Origin of the sequence: Chitinophaga sp. MM2321, assembly GCF_964033635.1 — a bacterium.
In the GTDB taxonomy this organism is placed as follows: Bacteria; Bacteroidota; Bacteroidia; order Chitinophagales; family Chitinophagaceae; genus Chitinophaga.
On sequence record NZ_OZ035533.1, the window covers coordinates 4055199 to 4077636 of the forward strand.

The 22438-nt window shown below is 45.1% G+C and carries 21 protein-coding genes; 4 read left to right on the top strand and 17 right to left on the bottom strand.

The features are described from left to right. Window positions 1–35 precede the first annotated feature (35 nt). The 11 genes from ABQ275_RS15655 to ABQ275_RS15705 form a co-directional block, all read right to left on the bottom strand. The gene (locus ABQ275_RS15655) at window positions 36–1523 is read right to left on the bottom strand and encodes a hypothetical protein (RefSeq protein ID WP_349314086.1); all 1488 of its coding nucleotides are present in this window, start codon (window positions 1521–1523) and stop codon (window positions 36–38) included. 54 nt (window positions 1524–1577) lie between these two features. Continuing rightward, a complete protein-coding gene (locus ABQ275_RS15660; RefSeq protein ID WP_349314087.1) occupies window positions 1578–2978 on the bottom strand; it encodes a hypothetical protein in 1401 nt (466 codons plus the stop codon). A gap of 16 nt (window positions 2979–2994) precedes the next feature. Continuing rightward, a complete protein-coding gene (locus ABQ275_RS15665; RefSeq protein WP_349314088.1) occupies window positions 2995–4590 on the bottom strand; it encodes a RagB/SusD family nutrient uptake outer membrane protein in 1596 nt (531 codons plus the stop codon). Window positions 4591–4601: 11 nt separating this feature from the next. Beyond that, window positions 4602–8039, bottom strand: a complete 3438-nt coding sequence (locus tag ABQ275_RS15670) for a TonB-dependent receptor (protein WP_349314089.1) — start codon at window positions 8037–8039, stop codon at window positions 4602–4604. 177 nt (window positions 8040–8216) lie between these two features. Continuing rightward, on the bottom strand, window positions 8217–9398 hold the full coding sequence (locus tag ABQ275_RS15675) for a FecR domain-containing protein (RefSeq protein WP_349314090.1): 1182 nt from the start codon (window positions 9396–9398) through the stop codon (window positions 8217–8219). 63 nt (window positions 9399–9461) lie between these two features. Then, entirely contained in the window at window positions 9462–10061 is a 600-nt protein-coding gene (locus ABQ275_RS15680; RefSeq protein WP_349314091.1) for an RNA polymerase sigma-70 factor, read from the bottom strand. A 342-nt stretch (window positions 10062–10403) separates the two neighbouring features. Continuing rightward, a complete protein-coding gene (locus ABQ275_RS15685) occupies window positions 10404–10877 on the bottom strand; it encodes a VOC family protein (RefSeq protein WP_349314092.1) in 474 nt (157 codons plus the stop codon). Between the two features lie 183 nt (window positions 10878–11060). Then, window positions 11061–14012, bottom strand: a complete 2952-nt coding sequence (locus ABQ275_RS15690; protein ID WP_349314093.1) for a PVC-type heme-binding CxxCH protein — start codon at window positions 14010–14012, stop codon at window positions 11061–11063. Window positions 14013–14075: 63 nt separating this feature from the next. Continuing rightward, window positions 14076–15203, bottom strand: coding sequence for a Gfo/Idh/MocA family oxidoreductase (locus ABQ275_RS15695; protein WP_349314094.1), 1128 nt, complete (start codon window positions 15201–15203; stop codon window positions 14076–14078). An 18-nt stretch (window positions 15204–15221) separates the two neighbouring features. Continuing rightward, a complete protein-coding gene (locus ABQ275_RS15700; protein ID WP_349314095.1) occupies window positions 15222–16085 on the bottom strand; it encodes a sugar phosphate isomerase/epimerase family protein in 864 nt (287 codons plus the stop codon). A gap of 151 nt (window positions 16086–16236) precedes the next feature. Continuing rightward, entirely contained in the window at window positions 16237–17106 is an 870-nt protein-coding gene (locus ABQ275_RS15705; protein WP_349314096.1) for an AraC family transcriptional regulator, read from the bottom strand. A gap of 96 nt (window positions 17107–17202) precedes the next feature. Here ABQ275_RS15705 and ABQ275_RS15710 point away from each other — a divergent pair, with 96 nt between their 5' ends. The 4 genes from ABQ275_RS15710 (at window position 17203) to ABQ275_RS15725 (ending at window position 19524) form a co-directional block, all read left to right on the top strand. Next, the gene (locus ABQ275_RS15710) at window positions 17203–17976 is read left to right on the top strand and encodes a helix-turn-helix transcriptional regulator (RefSeq protein ID WP_349314097.1); all 774 of its coding nucleotides are present in this window, start codon (window positions 17203–17205) and stop codon (window positions 17974–17976) included. A 77-nt stretch (window positions 17977–18053) separates the two neighbouring features. Then, entirely contained in the window at window positions 18054–18371 is a 318-nt protein-coding gene (locus ABQ275_RS15715; RefSeq protein ID WP_349314098.1) for an antibiotic biosynthesis monooxygenase, read from the top strand. An 85-nt stretch (window positions 18372–18456) separates the two neighbouring features. Next, entirely contained in the window at window positions 18457–19041 is a 585-nt protein-coding gene (locus ABQ275_RS15720) for a Crp/Fnr family transcriptional regulator (RefSeq protein ID WP_349314099.1), read from the top strand. 81 nt (window positions 19042–19122) lie between these two features. Continuing rightward, window positions 19123–19524, top strand: coding sequence for an ester cyclase (locus ABQ275_RS15725; protein ID WP_349314100.1), 402 nt, complete (start codon window positions 19123–19125; stop codon window positions 19522–19524). A 49-nt stretch (window positions 19525–19573) separates the two neighbouring features. Here the strand turns inward: ABQ275_RS15725 and ABQ275_RS15730 are convergent, their stop codons facing one another. From ABQ275_RS15730 to ABQ275_RS15755, 6 genes are read right to left on the bottom strand one after another with little or no spacing between them, the layout of a single operon-like run. Continuing rightward, window positions 19574–19909 carry a 2Fe-2S iron-sulfur cluster-binding protein gene (locus ABQ275_RS15730; protein ID WP_349314101.1) on the bottom strand — a complete coding sequence of 112 codons (336 nt, stop codon included), beginning with the start codon at window positions 19907–19909 and terminating at the stop codon, window positions 19574–19576. Window positions 19910–19919: 10 nt separating this feature from the next. After that, window positions 19920–20405 (bottom strand): hemerythrin domain-containing protein, encoded by a 486-nt coding sequence (locus ABQ275_RS15735; RefSeq protein ID WP_349314102.1) that lies wholly within the window; start codon window positions 20403–20405, stop codon window positions 19920–19922. 31 nt (window positions 20406–20436) lie between these two features. After that, entirely contained in the window at window positions 20437–21171 is a 735-nt protein-coding gene (ric, locus tag ABQ275_RS15740; protein WP_349314103.1) for an iron-sulfur cluster repair di-iron protein, read from the bottom strand. A 22-nt stretch (window positions 21172–21193) separates the two neighbouring features. Beyond that, window positions 21194–21631, bottom strand: a complete 438-nt coding sequence (locus tag ABQ275_RS15745; protein ID WP_349314104.1) for a hypothetical protein — start codon at window positions 21629–21631, stop codon at window positions 21194–21196. Continuing rightward, on the bottom strand, window positions 21628–22023 hold the full coding sequence (locus ABQ275_RS15750; protein ID WP_349314105.1) for a group III truncated hemoglobin: 396 nt from the start codon (window positions 22021–22023) through the stop codon (window positions 21628–21630). The genes ABQ275_RS15745 and ABQ275_RS15750 overlap by 4 nt, the downstream gene beginning before the upstream one ends. Before the next feature lie 6 nt (window positions 22024–22029). Then, window positions 22030–22437, bottom strand: coding sequence for a cytochrome C (locus tag ABQ275_RS15755; protein WP_349314106.1), 408 nt, complete (start codon window positions 22435–22437; stop codon window positions 22030–22032). Window position 22438: the final 1 nt, after the last annotated feature.

A 22438-nucleotide genomic window follows, 5' to 3' on the forward strand; every position in this document is an offset into this window, starting at 1 on the left:
CGGTCGTTCTGATAAAGAAATTTTTCTGATCTGTTTTATTCCTTAGTGATTGCGATCTCCTGTTGTTTTTCCATCGTATTCAATGGAGTGTCTTTATACAGGCGAAGCGCAGGTGTATCACCAATATTGTTGATGACCAGGCTGTAAGTGCCAGTCAGGGACGTATTCAGCTCAATAATGGCGCGGTTGCCATCTACCGTAATCTTTTTTATTACCTGATCCTGGAGCCTGGCTTCTTTCATCAGTTTATAATTTGCCAGGTTGCTACCGCTCGTTTCATCGATCCGCTTGCTGAAGGAAACAATCACTGAATCATTCCCCTGTTGCACTGCTTTCAATGGCACAGGCGCACCGGCATAAATATAGCCACCCAGATGATACTCATAGGTTGTCCAGGTAGCGTAGCCATACTTAGGCACGGCTTCATTAAACTGATGTACCCAGGCTGCTGATTTTATCATATCCTTGCCTGATCCTTGATCTGCCTGGAAACCTAAAGGCAGGTCGGGGAATGGCGCATGCACCGGCCCGGTAAAGATGTTGTATGCTTTCATATAATCCGGTGGCAGTTGCTTTTCTGTCTTTATCCAGTCGGGCCAATGTGTCTGAAAAAAGTGTGCATCAGGTTTTACCTTGCCTACAATTTCCACCACATCCAGTCCATGATCTTCTCTAACCTTTTCAACGGAATTGAGTCCTGCATCCACTACCAGGCTCCAGGTGGCCACCAGTACATTTGGATGAGTTGCTCTTACACCACCGGCGCCATTATAAATTTCATCCAGGAAATCAGTCACGCCGTCTACCCTGAACTGCATCCACTTCTTATAAATCTCTGGTATTTTAGTGTAGAAGTTGGCAGCGGAAGCGTTATTAAATTCCGGTATTCCCAGGTTATATTTTTCCTTAAAGGCCGCCTGCGCCACCGGGCCCACATCTCCATACCTCCCGGTACGGATAGCATCCCATTCCGGGAAATAAGTTTCCGCCATTTCTACGCCATCAAAGGGATAATCCGTCAGGAGTTTCACCAATGACTGCTTTTTCCAGGCAGCAAAATCTTTATTAAACAAAGAGAAAAAGGTAAATCCTTCCCCGTTCTTTTCTCTCGTCATTTCCATCTTCCATTGTTCCCATCCTGCCGGCAATCCTTTAGTAGAATACGTTCCGTTTCCTACTACCATCAGCCATACAGGCATCCCACGTTTATGAAATGCGGCTATTAACGGACCATTTACTTCCTGCTCATTCACAACAAAGTAATGCACGCCTGTATAACCGGCGAGCGCAATTTCATCCACGATACTTTCATTGGAGCGGTGCTGATAATAAGGGAAGGAAGGATCTATTTGTATGGTGGCGCCATGAAGCGCCCGGTATTTAAGGGAGGTGCTGTCCTGAGCGCCTATACTATCTGCAGGATGCTCCTTGCCCGGCGTATCAGGTGTGGCTGTATGCCTGCTACATGACAGTAGGCCGGCCATGATGGTGATACAGATACCAGATAAAAAAATCTTCTTCATAATAGTTTAAAATAAGGAATTGCAGGGAGATCCTGCAATTCCTGTATAATTTTTTTAAGGATTGAATTTCATCTTGTAAGCCATCACACCTGCTGTAGTGGCGTCATTGGTAGCCATGGTGGCATAAACAGTGATGTCGTTACCTTTTACATCTACGGCAACATCGCCATACCTGTTGTAGTTGGTACCACCGTACATGGGTGACGTGAATAACATGAAATCATCGTATCCTGCACTTCCCGGTACCAGTTTCATCTTTGCAGGATCTGTGATATCATATACTTTTATGTGCGTAGCATCCCAGGCAAAATAACCCTGTGTCAGTGCAGCCATAAATACGGTACCGCCTATATTAAATACTTCAAAATCAAGAATTTTATAATAGTGATTCTGTGTATTCATTTCAGTTACATCCATATCAGGTGTAAAAGAGGCAAAGCGGCTTCCTTTTTCCAGGTTTGCATCCGGTGATACGTAGTTACAGTAGGTGATGTAATGATCGGAGTTGGCATCCAGCGATTTCCTTTTTATGGTGGCAAAGTTCCATGGCGTTGCATTGGTATACTTTATAACAGTAGGCAACACATCAACAGGAACACCATCATTAAATTCCCAATAGTAACAGTTATTATTGTTAGCCGTGGTGGCATACACATACGCCTTACCTTGTTTGAGGTTACCTATTACGCTCATCTTTTTACCCAGATCAGCCGGGCAACCCGCTGCATTTGTATAGTTCAGGATGAGCTGTGGCGCACTGTCTACATCTTCATAGTAGTATACCATAAATCCGGCGCCGTAAACGTTGTACCTGTTCATCACAAAATGACCGGCATCATCCGCTACTACTTGCATACAGAAAGTAGTTGGCGGGGCAATGATCTTTTTATAATCACCGGTTACTTTGTCAAATACCCGCACACCTGCATCAGCACCCATATTTCCGCCATTATAATCTGCTACCAGCAGGTTATCACCCGCTACGGTCAGACCAGAAATATTGGTTCTTAATACACCCAGTGTGGAGGCGGTTTTGAACCACAGGCTCTTGAATACTGTTCTTGGTAGGGTAGGCACCACTTTTACAATATAGCGTTTCGTGTTGCCTGATCCATCCACCACGCTTATCTCCATTGGATTGGTGAAATCTGCCAAACCGGGCAAACCGGGTTTAATTTCACTGTTATTTTCCAGGCTGGCCAAAGGTTTCAGCTTTGTTACATCCAGCGGGTCTTCATCTGTGGTAGGTACTTTTATATAAATAGTATCTCCATCGTTATACGGGCCTGCTACCGTGGCATTGTATTGCGCAGGCTGACCCGGAACTTCTATCTGGAAGTTCAATAACCCTTTCTCAAAGGTAATCCCTTCGTGCAGGTTCACTTTTTCACAGGAAGAAGCCAGGAACAAAGTGAACAGCATTGGTAAACTATATAAAAAAATATTTTTCTTCATTGTAGTTAGTTTTAAACTATTTCCATTCATCAAATTGTTCCATTAACGGATTCTTCTGAATTTCGTCGACAGGAATAGGGAAACGATTATATTTTTCAGGATAAACACGCTTCTTGCCATTATCACTGTCTACTTCTACATAGCTGAAAGTACCGTCTCCATTTTTAGTGACCTTGGTGCCGGTAACATTTGTGCCATTTAATACGGTAGTAGCCAGTCCCCAGCGGCGCAGATCCCAGTAGCGGTGTCCTTCAAAAGCCAGTTCCACCATCCTTTCATGACGCAACAGTTTCATAAACTCATCTTTACTACCAGCGGATACGTCTGTAGTAAAACCTGCTCTTGCACGCACTTTATTTAATGCTTTCAATGCCTCTCCTAACTGTTGCTGCTCAGCCATCGCTTCCGCATAGATCAGCAATACTTCTGCATACCGCATGAAATAGAAAGTCAGTTCACCTGCGCGGAATCCTTCGGTTTGTGTTTTGATGCTACCGTCAAACAGTTTCTTCATATAATAGCCGGTGCAGGTAGTACCACCACCGATGGCATATCCATCAACGCCGCCTACAAAAGTTTCCACGGTTCTTCCTTTCCAGGATGCACCATTATATAAAATGGAAGCATAGAAACGGGGTTCGCGGTTTTCGTATGGGGAGGCGGCCTGTGTGGCATTGCTCCAGCTGAATTTGCTACCATCGGCCATTTCATATTCAGACACCAGGTTTTCCGTTGGGCTCACCTGTGCATAGCCTTTATCACCGGGAGGGCAAAAGAAGTAATCAAAGGAATAGCCGAAGTTTGGTGAGCTATAGCCGAATTCCAGGATGCTTTCTTTATTCTCTCCACCACCGGACCGTTTCAGGTTAAACAGCTTTTCATAGTCGGGGTACAGATCGTACAGTTGCAGCTTATCCAGGTTTACCACTGCGTCAGAAGCGTCTTTCCATCTTTTTGCGTAGAGCATGGCCCTTGCTTTGAGGCCAAATGCAGCGCCTTTGGTGAGCTTCCCTCTTTTATTGGCAGGCACTTCTGTAGGAAGATTGCCGGCAGCAAAATCAAGGTCTTCTGCAATAAAGTTCCATACTTCATCCGGTGTGCTCCTTGCATAAAATTTTTCTGTAGGAAGATCTTTTAAGAGGATCACACTACCGCCATATCTTTTGGCGAGTTCAAAATAAACGTAGGCCCTGAAAAACCGTACTTCCGCTTCAGCTCTTGCGGTGGTTTCGGCCGACAGTTTTGTACCAAACTGTTTTAATCCATCCAGGAACTGGTTGCAGCTCTTCACCCAGGTATATCCCCAGGCCCAGTTATCCATGGCATTGGCGCCGGGTGTGATGGCAGAGGAACCTAATACCAGCAGGTTCACTTCATCACCGGGTGTATTCATTTTCAATACATCTGCATAAGCATCCTGCGTTACGTGTGAACTATAGTAGGTTTGTCCGATCAGCGGGTAAAACTTATTCAGTGAAAGTTCCAGGTTTGCCTCGCTTGTCCACGCCACTTCACTGGTGTACACGTCCGTTAGTTCCGGATCAATGCTACAACCCGTGGTGAATAAGAACCCGGACAATAATAAAGTATATGTAAGTCTTTTAATTTTCATGTCGTAATGGATTAAAGCGTGATATTCAGTCCAAATTCAAACAAGCGTTGCTGCGGATAATATCCCTGATTTACGCTTGGCATTTCCGGATCCAGAAAACCCAGCGCGCTCACCGTAAATAAGTTACTGCCGGATACGTGTATACGTGCACGTTGTATATTGATCCTGTTTGTTACGGTAGCAGGCAAGGTGTAACCGATCTGGGCACTTTTCAGGCGCAGATAATCACCTTTCCTGATCCAGAAGGAAGAGAACTTTCCACCGCTTTGCGCAGGAGTGGTACTGAGACGCGGATATTTTGCATTTGGATTCTCCGGCGTCCAGGCGCCTTCCACGAGGTAATTGGGTGCATTACCATCCTGGTAAAAAGGCATGGTATAAAAGGTGTTATCATAAATACCGGAGCTGGAATACAAACCAGACAGCGCGACGTCTGATACTGCAGCGCCCTGGAAGAACATGTTGAAATCAAATCCTTTGTAGTCTGCACTCACATTAAATCCGAACATTACTTCCGGGAGATCACCTCTTCCGATCATGGTCCAGTCCTGATCCCAGGTAATACGTCCATCACCATTCAGGTCTTTCAGTTTCACTTCCCCTACACGGGTTGGTCCGAACAATGCGCTGTTGTCAATTTCTTCCTGTGACTGAAATAATCCGTCTGCCACAAAACCGTACTTCATACCAATCGGCTTGCCTGTTTTGCGTAAATAATCAGGAACATTCGGATCTTCTGTTGTTTGAATCACTTTATTTCTGGCCCAGGATACATTTCCTCTCACCTGGTAATTGAGTTGACCGATATGATTCCTGTGTTGTAATGTCAATTCAAATCCCCTGTTGTCCACTATCCCTGAATTGACATAAGCAGGAAAATATCCACCCAAAGATGATGGCATCAGGTTGGATTGACCCTGGAGAATATCTTTGGTTACTTTATAGAACACGTCTGCTTCCACACCCAGTAAGCCATTCCACAAGCTACCTTCTATACCACCGTTATATACCATGGTGGTTTCCCATTTAATATCCAGGTTAGGTATGCTGCCGGGAGACAAAGGACGCGACAATTTATCACCGATCATCACTACAGGATCCGGTCCCAGGCTCATTGTTGTTAAATACTGATAGTCCGCTATCCTGTCATTACCCAGCTTACTGGCAGAGGCACGCAATTTCAGGTTGTCTACGAATGACACATTGTTTTTGAAAAAATCTTCTTCAGATATACGCCATCCCAATGAAGCACCCGGGAAAATCCCCCACCTGGTTTGACTTGGAAGCATTGGAGAGCCATCTACTCTTCCGGTAAATTCAAACAGGTACTTACCGGCAAAATCATAATTCAGCCTGGTAACATAGCCCGCTCTGTGAAACATGCCATGGCCGCCTTTTACAAGATCATCTATTACTTCTTCACCAAAATTCAGGTCCATGATATCGGTAATCGGATAACCTCTTCTTCCACCCGACAAAGACGAATTATCATTGCGCATATACTCGTACAGGAATAAGCCGCTTACGGAGTGCTTACCAAAGCTGCGGTCATAATTCACCGAAGGTTGTAAGGTTGTCTGCCAGGAATCTGCAAACCACTGGTTAAGGGTGGCATCACCGGTAAGGGCATGACGGGCATAGGTTTCAGTAAATGCTCTGGAAGCAGGATTATATACGGACAATAAATAAGGGAGCAGGTATGATTTCTTCATACTATACCCCTTATCAAAAGCAGTATTCATTTTCAAACTTAACCCTTCTACACCAGGTACATCATATTTCAATGCGATGCTTCCCTGGAATTTGCTGGATCTCGTATTCTGTTCTCCGGAAAGATCTCTTGCAGCGATAGCATTCTGATTCCCGTTACCAGGGTTCTGGCTGCCTACCGGCATTCCTGCCGCATTATACGGCTGCAGAAATGGATATGACAACATCGCCTGGCTGAAAATAGACGCATAGGAGTTACCGATACCGGCGCTTAATCCGGGTTGTTTGGTATTATCATCTCTCAGGGCCAGGTTTACAGCGGCGCTTAATCTTTTTGTGATAGTAGCGTCCAGGTTTGCTCTTACATTATAACGTTTGTAAGAAGTGCGGTCAATAATACCGTCCTGGCTATAGCTGCCTATAGACACAAAATATTTATACCTGTCTGTTCCGCCGGAGATGGACAGATTATTAGTGTATATCGGGGCGCTGCTTTTAAACAGCAGATCAAACCAATCCGTGTTTCCAAATACGCCCTGGGGATCGCCATTCTTTATCCGGTCCATTTCGTCCGCGGTAAATCTGCGCGCATTTTCGCCGATACCATCCAGTTCCTGCGCCCTGTTGTACCAGTAAGCATAGTCCTGGCCGTTGAGGAATTTCGGGAAATTAGTATTTGTACTTAAAGCGAGGGATGAATTAAAATTGATGGTTGGTTTCTGATTGTTATTCCCTCTTTTGGATGTTACCATAATTACGCCGTTGGCAGCGCGTACACCATATACTGCGGCAGCCGCGTCTTTCAACACTGTTACGGATTCAATTTCATCAGGATTCAAGGAAGGGAAATCACGTTCCACCCCATCTACAATGATCAGCGGGCTGCTATTTCCCAGCGTACTGTATCCCCTTACAAGCAAAGAAGCACCATCAGAACCGGGCTGTCCGCTGGACTGCCTGGTTACCAATCCTGGCAGCCGTCCCTGTAGCATAGCAGACAAGTTGGAGGTAGGCGCCGTACTCAATTCTTTGGAACTTACCTGTACAATGGAACCTGTTACACTGCTCTTCTTCTGTGTACCATAACCAACTACCATCACCTGGTCTAACTGCGTGGTGTTTTCTTCCAGCCTGATCATAACCGCACTGTTTACATTCGTTACGGCTATTTCTTTCGGATTATATCCAATATAAGAAACGAGCAGTACGATGTTGCCGGGGGCAGGGCGGAGTATAAAATTTCCATCAGCATCTGTGGAAATACCTTTATTCTGGTCTTTTACTTTTACTGTAACACCGGGCAAAGGGTTGCCATTGGGATCGGTGACCCTGCCACGTAAGGTGATCACAGAATCCTGGAACAGGTCTGCTTTCTTATCCTTCGGACTGATAACAATGGTTTTGCCTACAACCGCATACGTGAGTGGCTGATCAACAAAACACAGGTCCAGCGCCTTTTCCAGGGGAATGCTTTTCACATTCATACTTACCGGATGGGTATCCGATAACCAGGAATAATCATAGAAGAAAACGTAGCCGGTTTGTTTTCTGATAGACTGAAAGATCTTTTCCAGTGGAGCGTTCTTTTCTGCCAGCGTTACCGGCTGCGAATAACCGCTGGCACTTACGTGCAGGCTGGCTATGATGATGATCGCAATAGCCAGCTTCATCTTCAGGAGGATGCCGACTGGCATACCAGGATAACCCCTGCGTTTAAAGGCAAGTAATTTTTTGTACATTAGAGTTGGTTTAGGAAATACTAAATAGTGCCGATTATTTACTTTTTTTAAGCCTGTACTGATCAGGATTCCGTTTAAGCCGGAATCCTGTTTTTTTTATTCCAGGCATACCATTCTACTATGAAGGATGTAAATCTTTCTTCATACAATTTTGATTTCGTTAGGAATAAATTATTGTCACATGATAATGATCTGTTTCCCTTTCACCCTAAATTGTATCCGGCTCAGTTCCAGGATCTTTAGAATCTCCGGCAGGCCGGCATTGCGGGGTATTTCACCGCTGAATTCCCTGGCAGGGATCTTTCTTTCATAACGGATGTCTACATCATACCATCTTGAAAGTTGCCGCATCACCGCTTCGAGGCTGGTACGCCTGAAAAGGAAAAATCCGTTTTTCCAGGCCAATGCCTGATCCATATCTGCATTAACCACCCGTATATTGGCAGCATCTGCGTTTATAACAGCCTGTTCACCTGGCTTAATCTGTTTACTGGCAGCGCCATTGCTCACTTTTACGGCGCCTTCAAAAAGCGTGGTTTTAACCGCTGCTTCATCATGATAAGCATTGATATTAAAATGCGTTCCCAGTACCGCTACTTCCATGTCATCCACCTTTACAAAAAAAGGTTGGTTGTCATTCCTGGCTACTTCAAAATAGCCTTCGCCGGAGAGCGTCACGGTGCGCTCTTTACCGGTGAATGATACAGGATATTTCAGTGAACTGGCGGCATTCAGCCATACGCCGGTGCCGTCCGGCAGTACCACTTTATATTGTCCTCCTCTCGGAATGGATAGTGTGTTATAAGAGATGGCGGTTGCGGCGTCGCCGGTAGCTGCCTGGTATGCCAGCTCTCCGTCTTTTGATTTTGATACCTGTGTATTGCCTTGTAAGGCCAGTACACCATTGCCGGTACTGTCCAGCGTTACCTGTGAACCGTCTGCCAGGGTTAGTACTGCTTTATTCCCCCCCGGTTCAGGCGTCTCATTTTTTTCTATGGGCGCGGCTAGCTTCTTTGCTGCATATGGTGTGGTGTTGTGTTCAAATAACAGATACGCACCTACGCTCAGTAATACCGTAATGGCCGCTGCTGCTGCCAGTTTCGGCCACAGCCTCCGTTTCATTTGTACAACGGGGGTAGTAGCTGATTGTAAGGCCCGCAGCAACATAGCGTCGCTTTGCTCCGGCGAAAAAACGGGATCGGTTGCATTAAATGACTGCCATGCTTCTTCCATGAGCGCCTGTACTTCTTCTTCATTATTATTCTCATACAGCAACGCCATCAACTCAGCCTGTTCCTCAGGGGTAGCCGTGTTGTCGAAATAACGATGGAATAACCAGGTAATCCTTTTATCAGCCATTAAATGTTTTTATTTTCCGGTTATAAGACACCGGAGATCAGAGAAAGGGTCAATGCCGGAAGATTATTTTTTTAAATCTTCAAAAAGAATGACAAATACCGGGATCATCTTGCCGGCATGTGCCTGTACATAGCGGGTGATAGCACCTATCGCCAGGCTGATATGTCTTTTTACAGTTTCCCGTGAAAGGAGCAGCCGGGAGGCTATCTCTTCATGTTTTAATCCTTCCCTGCGACTCAGCAGCCATACTTTTTGCTGCTGGGGAGGGAGTTTTTTCACGGCTTCTTCTATTAAAGTATAATATCTTTCCATGTCTTCACCGGCAGCATGGTCTGACCCCTGCGCGGTATCCGAAGCCCAGGTTTGCTGCTTCATGGCCTCACGGGCCTGTTGCCGGAGCACATTGTAGGTATGATTACGGGAAGCGATAAATAAATAAGACCGGAAATTATTCACTTCCTGCAACTGTGTGCGCTTTGTCCAGATCTTGATAAACACCTCCTGCACCACTTCTTCCGCAAGTGCTACTGACTTTGTAACACGTAATACATAAGCGCCCAGCTCCTGATGATAAGCCCGGAACAACTGCTCAAAGGCTCGCTCATCACCTTCCGCGGTTTGCTTCAGCAATAACTTCTCATCCAATACGGGAATACGGTGCATACGTCAATAATACAAAATTTAAAAGATTATTATCCCCGCTTTATTTTAGCCGGTATTGGCCATCATATATAATTACAATGTTGTAAAATACAACACAGCCGCCAGGCAATCATCATTAATAAATTGTTATCCCGCAATAAGGAGGCGGGTCACTCCTGTTCTTCCCTCTTATTCTATGGTTGATAATGATACCCCCGAACCATCACCGGTTCGGTGTATTCCGGTCAGCAAGATATTATACTGCCGTCCCTTCTACAAAACTATAGCAAAATATTTATAAATTAAAAGGGGAAGATGAACAGGTGATGTCGAAGTGAGCGTTTTTTTTATGGAAGTCCGGGATTATTTTTCATCGTATGCTTCCTGTAAAGTTTTAATATCAATTTTATCCATTTTCATCATCGCCTTCATCACTCTTCCTGCTTTCACGGGATCTTTATCATTCATCAACTCCATTAAAGTAGCGGGAATGATCTGCCACGACAGGCCATATTTATCCTCCAGCCAACCACAGCGACTTTTAGCTCCACCCTCAGAAAGCGTTTCCCACAACTCATCTACTTCTTCCTGTGTTATGCAGTTTACAAAAAGCGATATGGCCGGGGTAAAAGTGTAATGCGGGCCGCCGTTTAAAGCCACAAAATCTTCTCCTTCCAGTTGGAAGCTGACCGTTAGTACACTTCCTGCGGGCGCAGGGCCTCCTTCTCCATAACGGTTTATAGCTGTGATTTTTGAATTTTTAAAAACAGAGACATAGTAATTCACGGCTTCTTCGGCGTTATCATTAAACCAGAGGAATGGTGTGATCTTTTTCATAAAATGTTTTTTGGGTTTACGCTGAATACAATTACCTCTTTGCAAAAGTACCTCCGGCCGGTTGAACATATTGTCCATCCATTTACCGGAGGTTGATAAACCAAATTTACTTGCAGAAATTCACTTCCAGGAGGTGGAGAAGCGACAATTTAAGGGGTTAATTGCGACAACCACCAATTTCCGCTACCGCACCACATTCAGTACCCCGTTCATAATCCGCCAATGCCCCGGATAAGAGCAGATATAAGGGTATGCGCCCGGTTCTGCCGGTACCCTGAACCTCAGGCTGTATTTTTCTGCCGGATTCACCAGCGGCGTGGCATGCAGTACTTCCGGGATGCGCGGCACATATTGCCGGCTTGCGCCATCCAGTGTTTCTGCCAACTGATCAGCCGCTTCCCCTACCCTGGCAAGACTACCAGGTTTCAGGATCAGCAGGTTGTGCTGCATGAAGTCTACATTATCAAAAACGATTTCCAGGATGGTGCCTGCCTTTGCATGTAGCACGGTCTTATCATATTTCATTTCATGCGGCAGTGTTTTAAGTACGATCACCTGGTCGGGCTTTCCAAGTTCGGCGATCTCTACTTTTTCACTGATCCCGCTTTCCTTAGAGGCCGCAGCAATACCTGCATGATGTTTCACTGCTGCGATAGACAATGCTTTGCGTATCCATTTATCTTCCACCACACGTCCTTTCTGGTTGGCCATCTCAAATAATTGATGCCCAATTTCATTAGAGGTGGGCAGATCAATTACTTTCAGTACGGCAGCCAGCACCACCCGCAGATCTTTGTCTTCAAATACTTTTGATGCCAACAATGCCTTACCGGTGGCTTCTATGGGCGGCAGCACCTGGATAGCGGCGCGGCGCACACCGGCGGCAGGATGATGGAGCGCACCTGTAACTACGTCGATTGCTTTTTTATCCTGGCCATCCAATAATTTCAGTCCCTGCAATGTCCAGAGTGCATGCACTGCAGGTGCATTGATACCCACTTCATCTACATGTGTATCCTGGATAATTTTATACAGCTGATCCGCTACTTTGCGATTACCGGATTCTACCAGCAAACGTTGTGCGGTAGTACGCCAGAACATATTGGTGCTGCGCATCGCTGCTACAAGATCATCCGGTTTATCTTTACTGAGGGATAATATTTTATCATCCTTTGCTTCTTTATATTTGATGCGGTAGATACGGCCTCTCAGTGTATCCCTGAGCGGGTTTACATAAGCGTTGCCTTTACCTGTTTCAAATCCTTCCGGCGTAGGATTATGCTGGATGATGAAGTTATACCAGTCCAGCATCCAGAGCGCGCCGTCAGGCCCTACTTCTGCCTGTACCGGACCAAACCATTCATCCGCACTGGCCACAAAATTCCATCCATCCTGTTCTTTGAAGGAAGAACCATGGGGGGTCAGGATAGCGCGATGAATGACGCGCCCGGTTGGCTCACAAACAAAAGCGATCCTGTTCCAGTATTCTTTCGGAAACTTGCGGGCAGTATACAAATTGTGCCCTGCCGCTGCGGTAAAGCCTCCATGTACATCTACCTGCCGCAGGTTTTTGGTCACTACGTGCATCCCGTAATGCCCATCGATCTTTTCTATTCCCGGCTCCGTTTCGCCGGATACCATATCCAGATATCGTTTGGGTATGGCGTAATGCGCACTGTGGGTATTGTTGGCAGTAGATAAGAACACATCAAAGTCTTCGGAAAATCCCAGGCCCCAGGTGTTATTACTGGTGCTGCCCAGGAAGTTCAGTTCTTTCCCATCCGGCGTAAATTCATATAATCCCTGGCTAAACCTCATCGTATCCAAAGAGCCGCCAATAGTACCTTTGAAGCCCGAATAGCCTACCGTTCCCCATATCTTGTTATCGGGGCCATAACGCAGGTTAGAAGGTCCCGCATGGGTGTCAAACGTACCCCAGCCTGTGATAATTACTTTTCTTTCGTCGGCAATATCATCTCCATTGGTATCTTTCAGAAAAAGAAAATGCGGTGGTTGTGCCAGCACAACACCTCCGTTTATAAAAGTGAAGCCGGTAGGGATATTTAATTTATCTGCAAAGACAGTAAACTTATCCGCTTTCCCATCGCCATCTGTATCTTCCAGAATCTTAATCCTGTCTCTGCCTTCAGCTTTATTCTCCCGCACCATATTCGGATAATCCACGGTTTCCACAATCCATAAACGACCACGTTCATCCCAGTTCATGCAGATAGGTTTACTGATTTCAGGTTCGGAAGCAAACAACTGCATTTCAAATCCGGGAGGCAGCTGCGTCAACGCTACAGAGGCCGCAGGCGTAAGCGGTTGTTGCAACTGAGGCGCCGGATCACGATGCTCGTAATTAGGAATTTTAGCGGGAGTATAGGTTGGTACCGGTAAATGCAGGCTATCATGCAAAGCTTTTACATGGTCTCCTACCGCCCATAATATACCATTACGTACCAGGTTCAGGAAATCAGGATTGTTCCATGTTTTTTCATCGTGTCCGTAAGCTGTATAAAAAACGCGGCCTTTACCATAAGGGCGCACCCAGGTATAAGGCTCATGATGATCCCCTTCCACCCGCTCTGTCAGCACTTCAATATCTTTGCTGATCTTGTCATGCACATAGGTTTCATCTTCCGTACGGAAAGCCGGAATCCCTTTCATAACAGGATGTTCCGGTTTCACGATCACAGCAGGAAAGGAATCATATTGATGTGTTTTAAACTGTCCGCCTATCATCTCTACTACTTCCGGCGAATTACGGAAACAATAAGAAGCACAGTGCAGCGGGATAAAACCTTTACCGGAACGGACAAATTCCAGCAATCCTTTTTCCTGTGCAGGTGTAATACTATCGTAATTGGCATATACGATCAGGCCATCATATAATTTAAGATCCTCCCCGGCAAGATCATCAGGATTGGCAGAATAGGTAATGTTGATACCCTGCTTAAAATATTCCTGTGAGAGCATCTCCGCCAGTCTTTCGGAATTATGATGCTTGCTTTGATGTCCCAGGAAAAAAATCTCCAGTTTGCGGGGGGCTTTATCGTGTCCCATATTACATGCAGAGAAAAGGGCACCCGTCAATGCCAATACAAAGAGATATAACCAATTATTTTTTTTCATTAGGCAAATGTGATTAGCATTACTATCAAAAAAAATTCTTTACATTATTTATATCGTGGTGACTTACAGCATTGTAAAAGCGGGCAACGGTACAATAGCCCCGCCCTGTTGCGCCGACTCATGTGCCAGGATGCCCACACAGGTGATATTGGCCGACTGCCGCGCATTGGGAAATGGCTCCCGCCGCCCTGTCAGCGCACTTACAAACTCGTGTACCAGGTGTGGATGCGAACCACCATGACCAGCGCCCTGCGTAAATGAAAGATGTTGCGACCCATCACTATCATACACGCCTCTTGTTGTAAAAAGCTGTATCGGCTCCGGCAACAGGTGCGCATAATCCGGTGACACCACTTCTTCCGGTATTTCCGGCTCCGGGCGTTTGGCCGTATGCAGTACCAGTGGCCTTCCTTCTATCAGTGGCCACTCAACAGATTTCTCTGAACCATATACTTCAAAGCTTTCCCGGTATTGCCTGGCTGTATCAAACAAAGAACGGTATACATGCGCACTCAGGTCTGAATTTCTGAATTTAATATGTGTGCTCTCCACCGCATATGATGAATGATAAAACGGATGCAGTTCTTCACGGATAGTACCGGAACCGAAACAGGAAACATATTCCGCTTCTGCTTTTGTTAATCCCAGTACCGGCCCTACGCAATGCGTGGCATAATACATAGGCGGCAGTCCCGGCCAGTAGTTGGGCCATCCGTCCATATCCTGCTGGTGACTGGCTTTCAGAAACTGGATCTTGCCCAGTGCCCCTTTTTCATACAGTTCTTTCATAAACAGAAACTCCCTGGCATATACCACTGTTTCCATCATCATGTAAGTAAGCCCGGTTTCCTTTACCGCCTCAACAATCTGTCTGCACTCTTCCACCGTAGTAGCCATCGGCACGGTGCAGGCCACGTGTTTGCCTGCTCTCAGGGCTTTCAGTGATTGGGCAGCGTGATCAGGGATCGGTGTATTAATATGTACCGCATCGATGGTGCTGTCTTTCAACAGCTCATCATAGTCTGTATATCTTTTCGCTATCCCGAAAGCATCTCCTACCTGGTCCAGTTTCTCTTTATTGCGCTGACAGATAGCAAACATCTCCGCCTGGGGATGGCGTTGGTAGATAGGAATGAATTCCGCTCCGAAACCCAATCCAACGATGGCGATGTTAACTTTATTTGCTTGCATAGCTAAAGATTTTATTTGTTATCCCTGTGCCCATTGTTTAAGAAATGCCAACCCTTCTCTTGCAAAAGTATCCTGATCTTCTGCCAGCTTACGCCATATACATACGGCGCCTGCCAGCTCTTTATTATCGGGTGTAAAGCTTTCAATGGAAACGGCGCCTTTATAATTTATTTCCTTTAATCCTTTCAGATAGGCGTTCCAGTTAGTTTGCCCGCTACCCGGTGTGCCGCGGTAATTTTCCGATACCTGGAAGTGGATCAGTTTCTCCCCCGCATCCACAATCGCCTGGGTTGCATCCCGTTCTTCAATATTCATATGAAAGCCATCCAGTCCTATTCTGGCGGCAGGATGGTCAATATCTTTAATCAGTTGCAGCAGATCCTGTACATTATTGATGAGATCCGATTCAAAGCGGTTCAGCGGCTCCAGCGCCAGCTGCAGCCCTTTGTCTGCAGCCATGCCGCTAACGATGCGCAGGTTCTTTACCGCCCGCTCCCACTCTGTTTTACGTTGCTCTGCAGCTACCATCCGCGCCTTTCCTACTGCAGCATACATTGGACCGGCAAAAAAAGAAGCCCCCAATTGTTGTGCAATATCCAGGCACGTAGCTATATATTGTAACCCGTTTTTTTGTAGGGCCACATCATCACTGCTCAGGTCGCGGGTACTGCCAAATGCGCCGCAGATAGCTACCTGTAGGTTATTCCGGAATAGTTCTTCTTTGATAATAGCCGTGTCTATCAGCTGAGGATCTTCCACAGCAATTTCTACCATGTCATAGCCCATACCGCTGATCTTTGCAAAAAGATCCCGCGCATTTGATGTACTAAAAGGAGAAGTCCACAACCAGGTACTAACGCCAAAGCTAACTTGTAAAGACATAAGTATTGACTTGACTTAACGTGAAATAATAACACAAAATAGCCGCTCTCCGGTAGTATCTTTTAGCGGATTATGTCAGAAACCGACTGTATTATATCTCAAAAAGCACAAAATTGATTATTTGATGAAAAAAGAGTGGGGGTAAGAGGCTTTATAAGGAAAGGAATGCTTGTCTGTATTCTTTGGGGGGCATTTTCATGAATGTTTTAAACTGCCTGTTAAAATTTGACAAAGTGTTAAAGCCACATTCATAACAGATCTCATGAATGCTTTTACCGTCTTCTTCTGAAAGCAGTTTGCAGGCATGGCGGATACGCAACTCCGACAGGAAACCTGTAAATGATTTACTGGTTTTAATGCGGAAATATCTGCTGAAAGAAGTGGGTGTCATGTGTAATAATGCCGCTACCTGTTCCAGTGCGATGGGCTCTTTGAAGTGTTGTAAAACATAATTATAAACCAGGTTGATACGATGCGTTTCTGTTTCTTTCAGGGTATTGACGTAATCAGCATTGTGTAAAAGGCGGAAATCCTTTGAATGGGCGAAACTATCCAGCAATGAGAGCAGCAGGATCACGCTTTCCATACCATGAGCCGCCAGGATATTGTTTATCTGCCGGCTCCCCAGATCCCTGATCTTTCCATAATACTCAATACCACGCTGTGCTTTGACAAAAAGCGTTTTGATATGTGTCATCTCATCTTTTTCCAGCAGTTCTCCCAGAAAATCTTCTTTAAAATAAATCACTAACCCGTGGGTATACTCGTTATTCTGTTTATCAAAATAAAGATCATCGCTCCGCCACAAATGAGGAACATGAGGGCCCAGCAAAGTAAAATCACCGGGAGAAAAAGAGGTCACCGTATTGCCAATGAACCGTGTGCCGGTGCCTTTCAGCACCAGGAAAATCTGGTATTCCTCATGCGCATGCCAGGTAGGATCAAAATGCTTCTCGCGCAGGTCATGCGCTACAAATATCCGCGACGCGGGAATCGTGCTTTTCTGTACGACGGACCTCATACTTGCCTGATATACAATTTTAGTTCTCTCAAATATATCAAAATACTGACAGCACCGTTCATCTGAATTGCATAAATTTGCAAAACAGCTACCAGCATGAAAATCGAGCAATATCTTCCATCCAGCCTTCTAAAACCGTTTATCAAAACTTTCATGATCATTGAAAGCGAAAATGGTATGGAAAGCACGATATTGCCAGGCACCTCACTTGTAATAGCCCTACGCTTAAAAGGAGGAATAACTTATTCAGAACAGGGCATCGAAGAAAAGCTACCCCCATCCGTTATTACAGGACTGCGGAAATCCCCCCGCTTATTACATTATACCAGGGAAACCGCCACCCTACTTGTCGTTTTCCGGGAAGGTGGTGCAGCAACGCTTTTTAAAGAACCACTGCATGAACTATTCGGCATCAGCCTGCCACTGGATTACCTGATTGGCCGTCAGCAATTAAATGATATAGAAGCCCGGTTGGCCGAAGCAGAGAGTCATCTTCAAAGGATAGCGGTTATTGAAAAATACCTGCTTTCAATCATACCAGCATACCAGTCAGACCAGCTTATCACCCATGCAATTGAAAAAATACACCAGGCCAAAGGAAATCTCCGCATAAAAGACCTTGCAACCGATCTGCATATTAGTCAGGACCCTTTTGAAAAAAGGTTCAGACGGGTAACAGGTGCTTCTCCCAAACAATTTGCCTCCATCCTGCGGTTAAGAAACCTGATCGATACCTATTCACCTACGGAAAGTCTTGCTGCAACGGCTTATACGGCAGGCTATTTTGACCAGGCACACTTTATTAAAGACTTCAAATCATTTACAGGACAAACACCACATCTCTTTTTTGCATCCGCTTCCTATTGGTAAATAAATGATTTTTTACAATTACGGCTTACTTCATCCCACTAATTTTGTGTTCTTTAAAAAGATTAAAAGACACAAAAATGAAAGCACATATCTTAATTGACAAATTCATCGTTCCTTCCGCTGCTAAAGAAGAATTCTATAACCAGGTGCGGGTAAGACGGGCCTTTATCAAAAGCCTGCCAGGCTTTATAGCAGACCATGCCTATGAACAACTCACAACGGAAGCTCAATTCAGCTTTGTAACCGTGGTTATATGGGAAAATGAGGAGGCTTTTATCAATGCCAGACAAGCCGCAACAGCCGCATATGAAAAACAGGGTTTCGATTTGGCCGGCATGCTTAAAAGATTAAACATTCAAATAGACAGGGCATCTTATCAGGAAATAGATCAATAATGTTTTTTGCTGACTGCTGCATCATGGGGGCTTCCCGGGCCGCCTTTTTCACTTATCTTCGTACTGATCAATAGTCAGCTGCTTCATGCCGGAAAATATTCATACTGAAAAATTAAGAGAGAAAGTATCAGGCATCTCCTCGTTATCTGAGGAGTCATTTACACTTTTATTGCAGCATGGAAAGATAAAACAATGGCCGAAAGGCGCTCTCCTGCTGAAAGAAGGAGCAAAGTGCAGCGAGATTTATTTTATTGAAAAAGGCGCTATCAAGGCTTTTCAGGATAAAGATGGGAAGATGATCAATCTCTGTTTTTATTTTGAAGATACCTTTGTAACCAATCTCAAAAGTCTACGGTCAGAAGCCGCGTCCGCATACAATCTACAGGCGATGGAGCCATTGCAGACGTATAGTTTTGAAAAGCAGAATCTTCTTAGTTTGTATACACTTTCCGCTGAGATAGAGCTTTTTGGCAGAAGCCTGCTGGAATCATTGTTGATAGAACAGGAAGAACATGCCAACTTCTTCAAACTGTATTCCCCCGAAGAGCGATACAGTTACCTGCTTACGCATGCTCCCTTCTTTATTCAACGGATCCCCGTGAGCCAGTTAGCTTCTTACCTGGGCATCACCCGGGAATCGTTGAGCCGCATCCGGAAAAGAATAAAATAAACCAACCCCGCTTTTTTGTGACGTTCGTCACAGGTGAATATACTGCTGCCGGTCTACTTTTGTGGTTATAAAAATATATTTATGACCGCACCAATCGTATTGAAATTTATAGAAGAAGTATGGAACCAACAAGCCATACACTTAACGGAATCTTATCTGCATCCTGATTTTATTGATCATTCGCTTCCCGATACTTTCCCCGCCGGCGCCGAAGGGGTAAAAAAATGGATCAGGGTTACTTCCGCATCTTTTGCTCACCACACCATTGTGGAGGATCAGGTAACAGAGGGAGATAAAAGCATAATAAAAATTACCATGCGCATGAAACATATCGGTACCTGGAGAGGGATACCTGCAACCGGAAAAGAAGTATCCACAAAAGGTTACCGCTTCTTCCGGCTGAAAGATGGTAAGATCATTGAGCAATGGGCTATGATTGATGGTAATTTGCTGGAAAAGCAGCTGACCAAAACTGAAGATTAACAATACCACAGCACTTATCCGGCTGGTTTGGAAAATCATTTATGACACCTCACTCCTGCCACAACCGTATAGTGCTGTTATTCAAGGAATGATCGACCAGGATCTGGCAAGCCAACCGCACATTATCATTTTCGATCCCGGCCTTATAAATAGTTGCTTCTTCATTCCTGCCTAATTTCGATAAAGGAAGCTCACTCGATATTATTTCAACAAGACAGGTGCCACACCTGCCTATTCCTCTACATTCACCAAAATCTTCTACATAAATTTTGTCACTGATCAACATCATGAGGTTCCTGTATTCGCCGGTATGCGTTTTCAGTTCACTCTCTTCCCCGTCATGCAGTACCTTTATAATAATATCATCTGTTATTGCCTCCATCATATCCCCTAAATTACACTTTAACCCAAAATTCATCCTGATAATTATCTACCGGGGTTACTGCGTGCATGTTTTTTAATTGAATCCCGATATTGGAAAGGCTTTTTGCAGACAATGCAGATTCCAGGTAAGGAAACAGCTCTCTTTCTTCAAAACGGATATGCTGGTCTATCAATGCGGCCAACGAGGTGTAAATACCAGGAACCTCCTTTCCGGCAGTATTGATACGTTGTATCATATCCGTTATCTGCTGGTGTTGCACAATAGCTTCATCACAAAATTTATGTTTCACCTGGTTAAACAGGATGTTCTCTTCTTCTTCAAAATGTTGTTTCAAATGGGTGTCCCAAAAGTAATTGATATACTTTCTGATCCTGTCAGGTGCAATCTCTCTTTTTACGCCCTGTCTTAATTTCCAGCAAAACAGCAACCCCATATGATGTTCCCTGGAAAGCGGCATGATGTGCTCATTTCTTTTTATAGGTCTGCTACTGGCCATATGTAAATCATTTAAGGGTGACTATATACAACTAAGCCGTCATGGCCGTTTCCATTTCTATAGACTTAGGGAAAAGAATATTGTTTTCCAGGTGGATATGCAGGTGCAGGTCTTCTTCAAATTCGTTCAGCAACGCATAGGTGACCCGGTAAGTATTACAGGCATCTGCCGGCGGTGTATAGCTATCCGCTAGTTCCCTGATCTTTCTATATCTTTCCCCTTCCGCATCATGCTCGTGCATCATCATGCGGATAGGGTTTTGCACGGTTCCGAACGACGCTGCAACAGCACCGCTTTTCTGTTCTTTTGCCTGCACCATTTTCCGGATAAAAGGAAATAACATCAGTTCCTCTTTTTTCATATGCATGGTCAGCTCGCCTGCTCCCCCGGCAAATAATGTTCTTATTTCAAAAAGTTCCGGGTGCTTTTCCCCATGTACCTTGCATAGTTTATCCAGGTAATTTTCCAGCACGGGTATTTGTGTTGATACATAGCGGTGGTGCTTTTTCTCGATGTAATCTGCTAACAGATCCAGCGGCCAGGATTTGTAATCGTTGGTAGCATTTTCTTTGTTGGCCGCCGATTCTATAACCTGCAGGATTTCGAGTTTCACCTGCACGGCGTCCGTATTAATGGGTCTGCAAGCTTCTTCAACAGACCTGTTGCCATTGCAGCAGAAATCAATGTTGTGTTTTTTAAATACTGCGGCGGTGCGGTAGTCGGAAGCTACCCATTCTCCTATCGTTTTTTCGAGTGTAGTAGACATGTTTTGTTTTTTTAAAGATCATTCATTGTTTAAAAAGTGATATTCCTGAAATGATCAGGCAACCCGTTTTGATGATTTCCACTCCTATAAAATAAAGATGCAGACTGGAAGATGGTACCGGTTTTCCGGAGATATATAATGCTGCTCTCTGACCCAGCCAGGGCAAGAGCCAGCATGTTTGTACGATTAATATAATGAGTATAATCAGCAGGAAAATATTCCGTCCCGAAAGAATCGGTGTATTGCTCATGACTGCACCGATCATCACAACAACAGCAAATCCCCATTCTACTTTATTCAATGCATTAAATACCAGCCGTCCGATACTCAGCCCGATAGGAAGTGTGACGCCGGGCGCCCTGAACTTTATCCAGGCTTCCATAAAGCTGATTGACAATACGAAACCCAGCCAGGTAAAGATGCAAATCAGCACCAGTGGTTGTTCTACTTTTGTTATCATAGCAGTGGTGTTCCGGGGTTGCTGTTGTAATAGTTAATTTTTGAGAGAAACATGATAGCCATCTTATCTCCTCTCCATTTCGCTTCTCTGGCTTTCTCTCCTTCAAAGTATTCATCGATGGTGGCATACCACAATTGCAGCCAGGCATCAAAATGTTCCTGTTGTACAGGTAGTTTGGCATGTGGTAGAAAAGGGCTGCCATAGTAGGTATGCTCCTGCAATAGAACGGTTTGCCAGAACCGGTACATCTTCTCCAGGTGTGCAGGCCAGCGGCCCTCCAGGATACCGTTGAAGATGGGGCCCAGCAATGCGTGTTCCCGTATCCTGCCATAAAAGGTGTCTACCAGGAGCCGTATATCGTCCATTGTTGTGATCTCTTTTGTGTCTTGCATAACCCTTTATTGTGTTAAGGAAATATATCTTGCCAGGTAGTACATCGCCCATCCGGCGAAGCCAATGATCAGCGTCCATACCCACGCGGGGATACTTTGCGGGGTTTCACTGCCTTCAATCAGGAAAGATTTCTGATCTCCTTTTCCATACGCATTGATCATCAATGGCAATACACCATCTACTACCGCATTTTCCCTGATCCCTTCAATCGCAATGGCGGGGCCGTTGCGTACTACAAAGGGAATAAGGCGGATCCCTTCTTTGCCGGAGGGATCCTTGCTGACCACCTTCAACGTATGATTACCATCTACCAGCTTACGTGTGTCCAGCTCAAAATTTACCGGTGATTTTACTTCGGCAATGGGCCTTGGCTCATCATCTATAAAAATAAATATGGTGCTTTCTTCATCCATG

Coding starts and splice junctions, on each gene's coding strand:
- ABQ275_RS15655 (WP_349314086.1), bottom strand. CDS start 1,523: ATGAAGAAGATTTTTTTATCTGGTATCTGTATCACCATCATGGCCGGC.
- ABQ275_RS15660 (WP_349314087.1), bottom strand. CDS start 2,978: ATGAAGAAAAATATTTTTTTATATAGTTTACCAATGCTGTTCACTTTG.
- ABQ275_RS15665 (WP_349314088.1), bottom strand. CDS start 4,590: ATGAAAATTAAAAGACTTACATATACTTTATTATTGTCCGGGTTCTTA.
- ABQ275_RS15670 (WP_349314089.1), bottom strand. CDS start 8,039: ATGTACAAAAAATTACTTGCCTTTAAACGCAGGGGTTATCCTGGTATG.
- ABQ275_RS15675 (WP_349314090.1), bottom strand. CDS start 9,398: ATGGCTGATAAAAGGATTACCTGGTTATTCCATCGTTATTTCGACAAC.
- ABQ275_RS15680 (WP_349314091.1), bottom strand. CDS start 10,061: ATGCACCGTATTCCCGTATTGGATGAGAAGTTATTGCTGAAGCAAACC.
- ABQ275_RS15685 (WP_349314092.1), bottom strand. CDS start 10,877: ATGAAAAAGATCACACCATTCCTCTGGTTTAATGATAACGCCGAAGAA.
- ABQ275_RS15690 (WP_349314093.1), bottom strand. CDS start 14,012: ATGAAAAAAAATAATTGGTTATATCTCTTTGTATTGGCATTGACGGGT.
- ABQ275_RS15695 (WP_349314094.1), bottom strand. CDS start 15,203: ATGCAAGCAAATAAAGTTAACATCGCCATCGTTGGATTGGGTTTCGGA.
- ABQ275_RS15700 (WP_349314095.1), bottom strand. CDS start 16,085: ATGTCTTTACAAGTTAGCTTTGGCGTTAGTACCTGGTTGTGGACTTCT.
- ABQ275_RS15705 (WP_349314096.1), bottom strand. CDS start 17,106: ATGAGGTCCGTCGTACAGAAAAGCACGATTCCCGCGTCGCGGATATTT.
- ABQ275_RS15710 (WP_349314097.1), top strand. CDS start 17,203: ATGAAAATCGAGCAATATCTTCCATCCAGCCTTCTAAAACCGTTTATC.
- ABQ275_RS15715 (WP_349314098.1), top strand. CDS start 18,054: ATGAAAGCACATATCTTAATTGACAAATTCATCGTTCCTTCCGCTGCT.
- ABQ275_RS15720 (WP_349314099.1), top strand. CDS start 18,457: ATGCCGGAAAATATTCATACTGAAAAATTAAGAGAGAAAGTATCAGGC.
- ABQ275_RS15725 (WP_349314100.1), top strand. CDS start 19,123: ATGACCGCACCAATCGTATTGAAATTTATAGAAGAAGTATGGAACCAA.
- ABQ275_RS15730 (WP_349314101.1), bottom strand. CDS start 19,909: ATGATGGAGGCAATAACAGATGATATTATTATAAAGGTACTGCATGAC.
- ABQ275_RS15735 (WP_349314102.1), bottom strand. CDS start 20,405: ATGGCCAGTAGCAGACCTATAAAAAGAAATGAGCACATCATGCCGCTT.
- ric (WP_349314103.1), bottom strand. CDS start 21,171: ATGTCTACTACACTCGAAAAAACGATAGGAGAATGGGTAGCTTCCGAC.
- ABQ275_RS15745 (WP_349314104.1), bottom strand. CDS start 21,631: ATGATAACAAAAGTAGAACAACCACTGGTGCTGATTTGCATCTTTACC.
- ABQ275_RS15750 (WP_349314105.1), bottom strand. CDS start 22,023: ATGCAAGACACAAAAGAGATCACAACAATGGACGATATACGGCTCCTG.
- ABQ275_RS15755 (WP_349314106.1), bottom strand. CDS start 22,437: ATGGATGAAGAAAGCACCATATTTATTTTTATAGATGATGAGCCAAGG.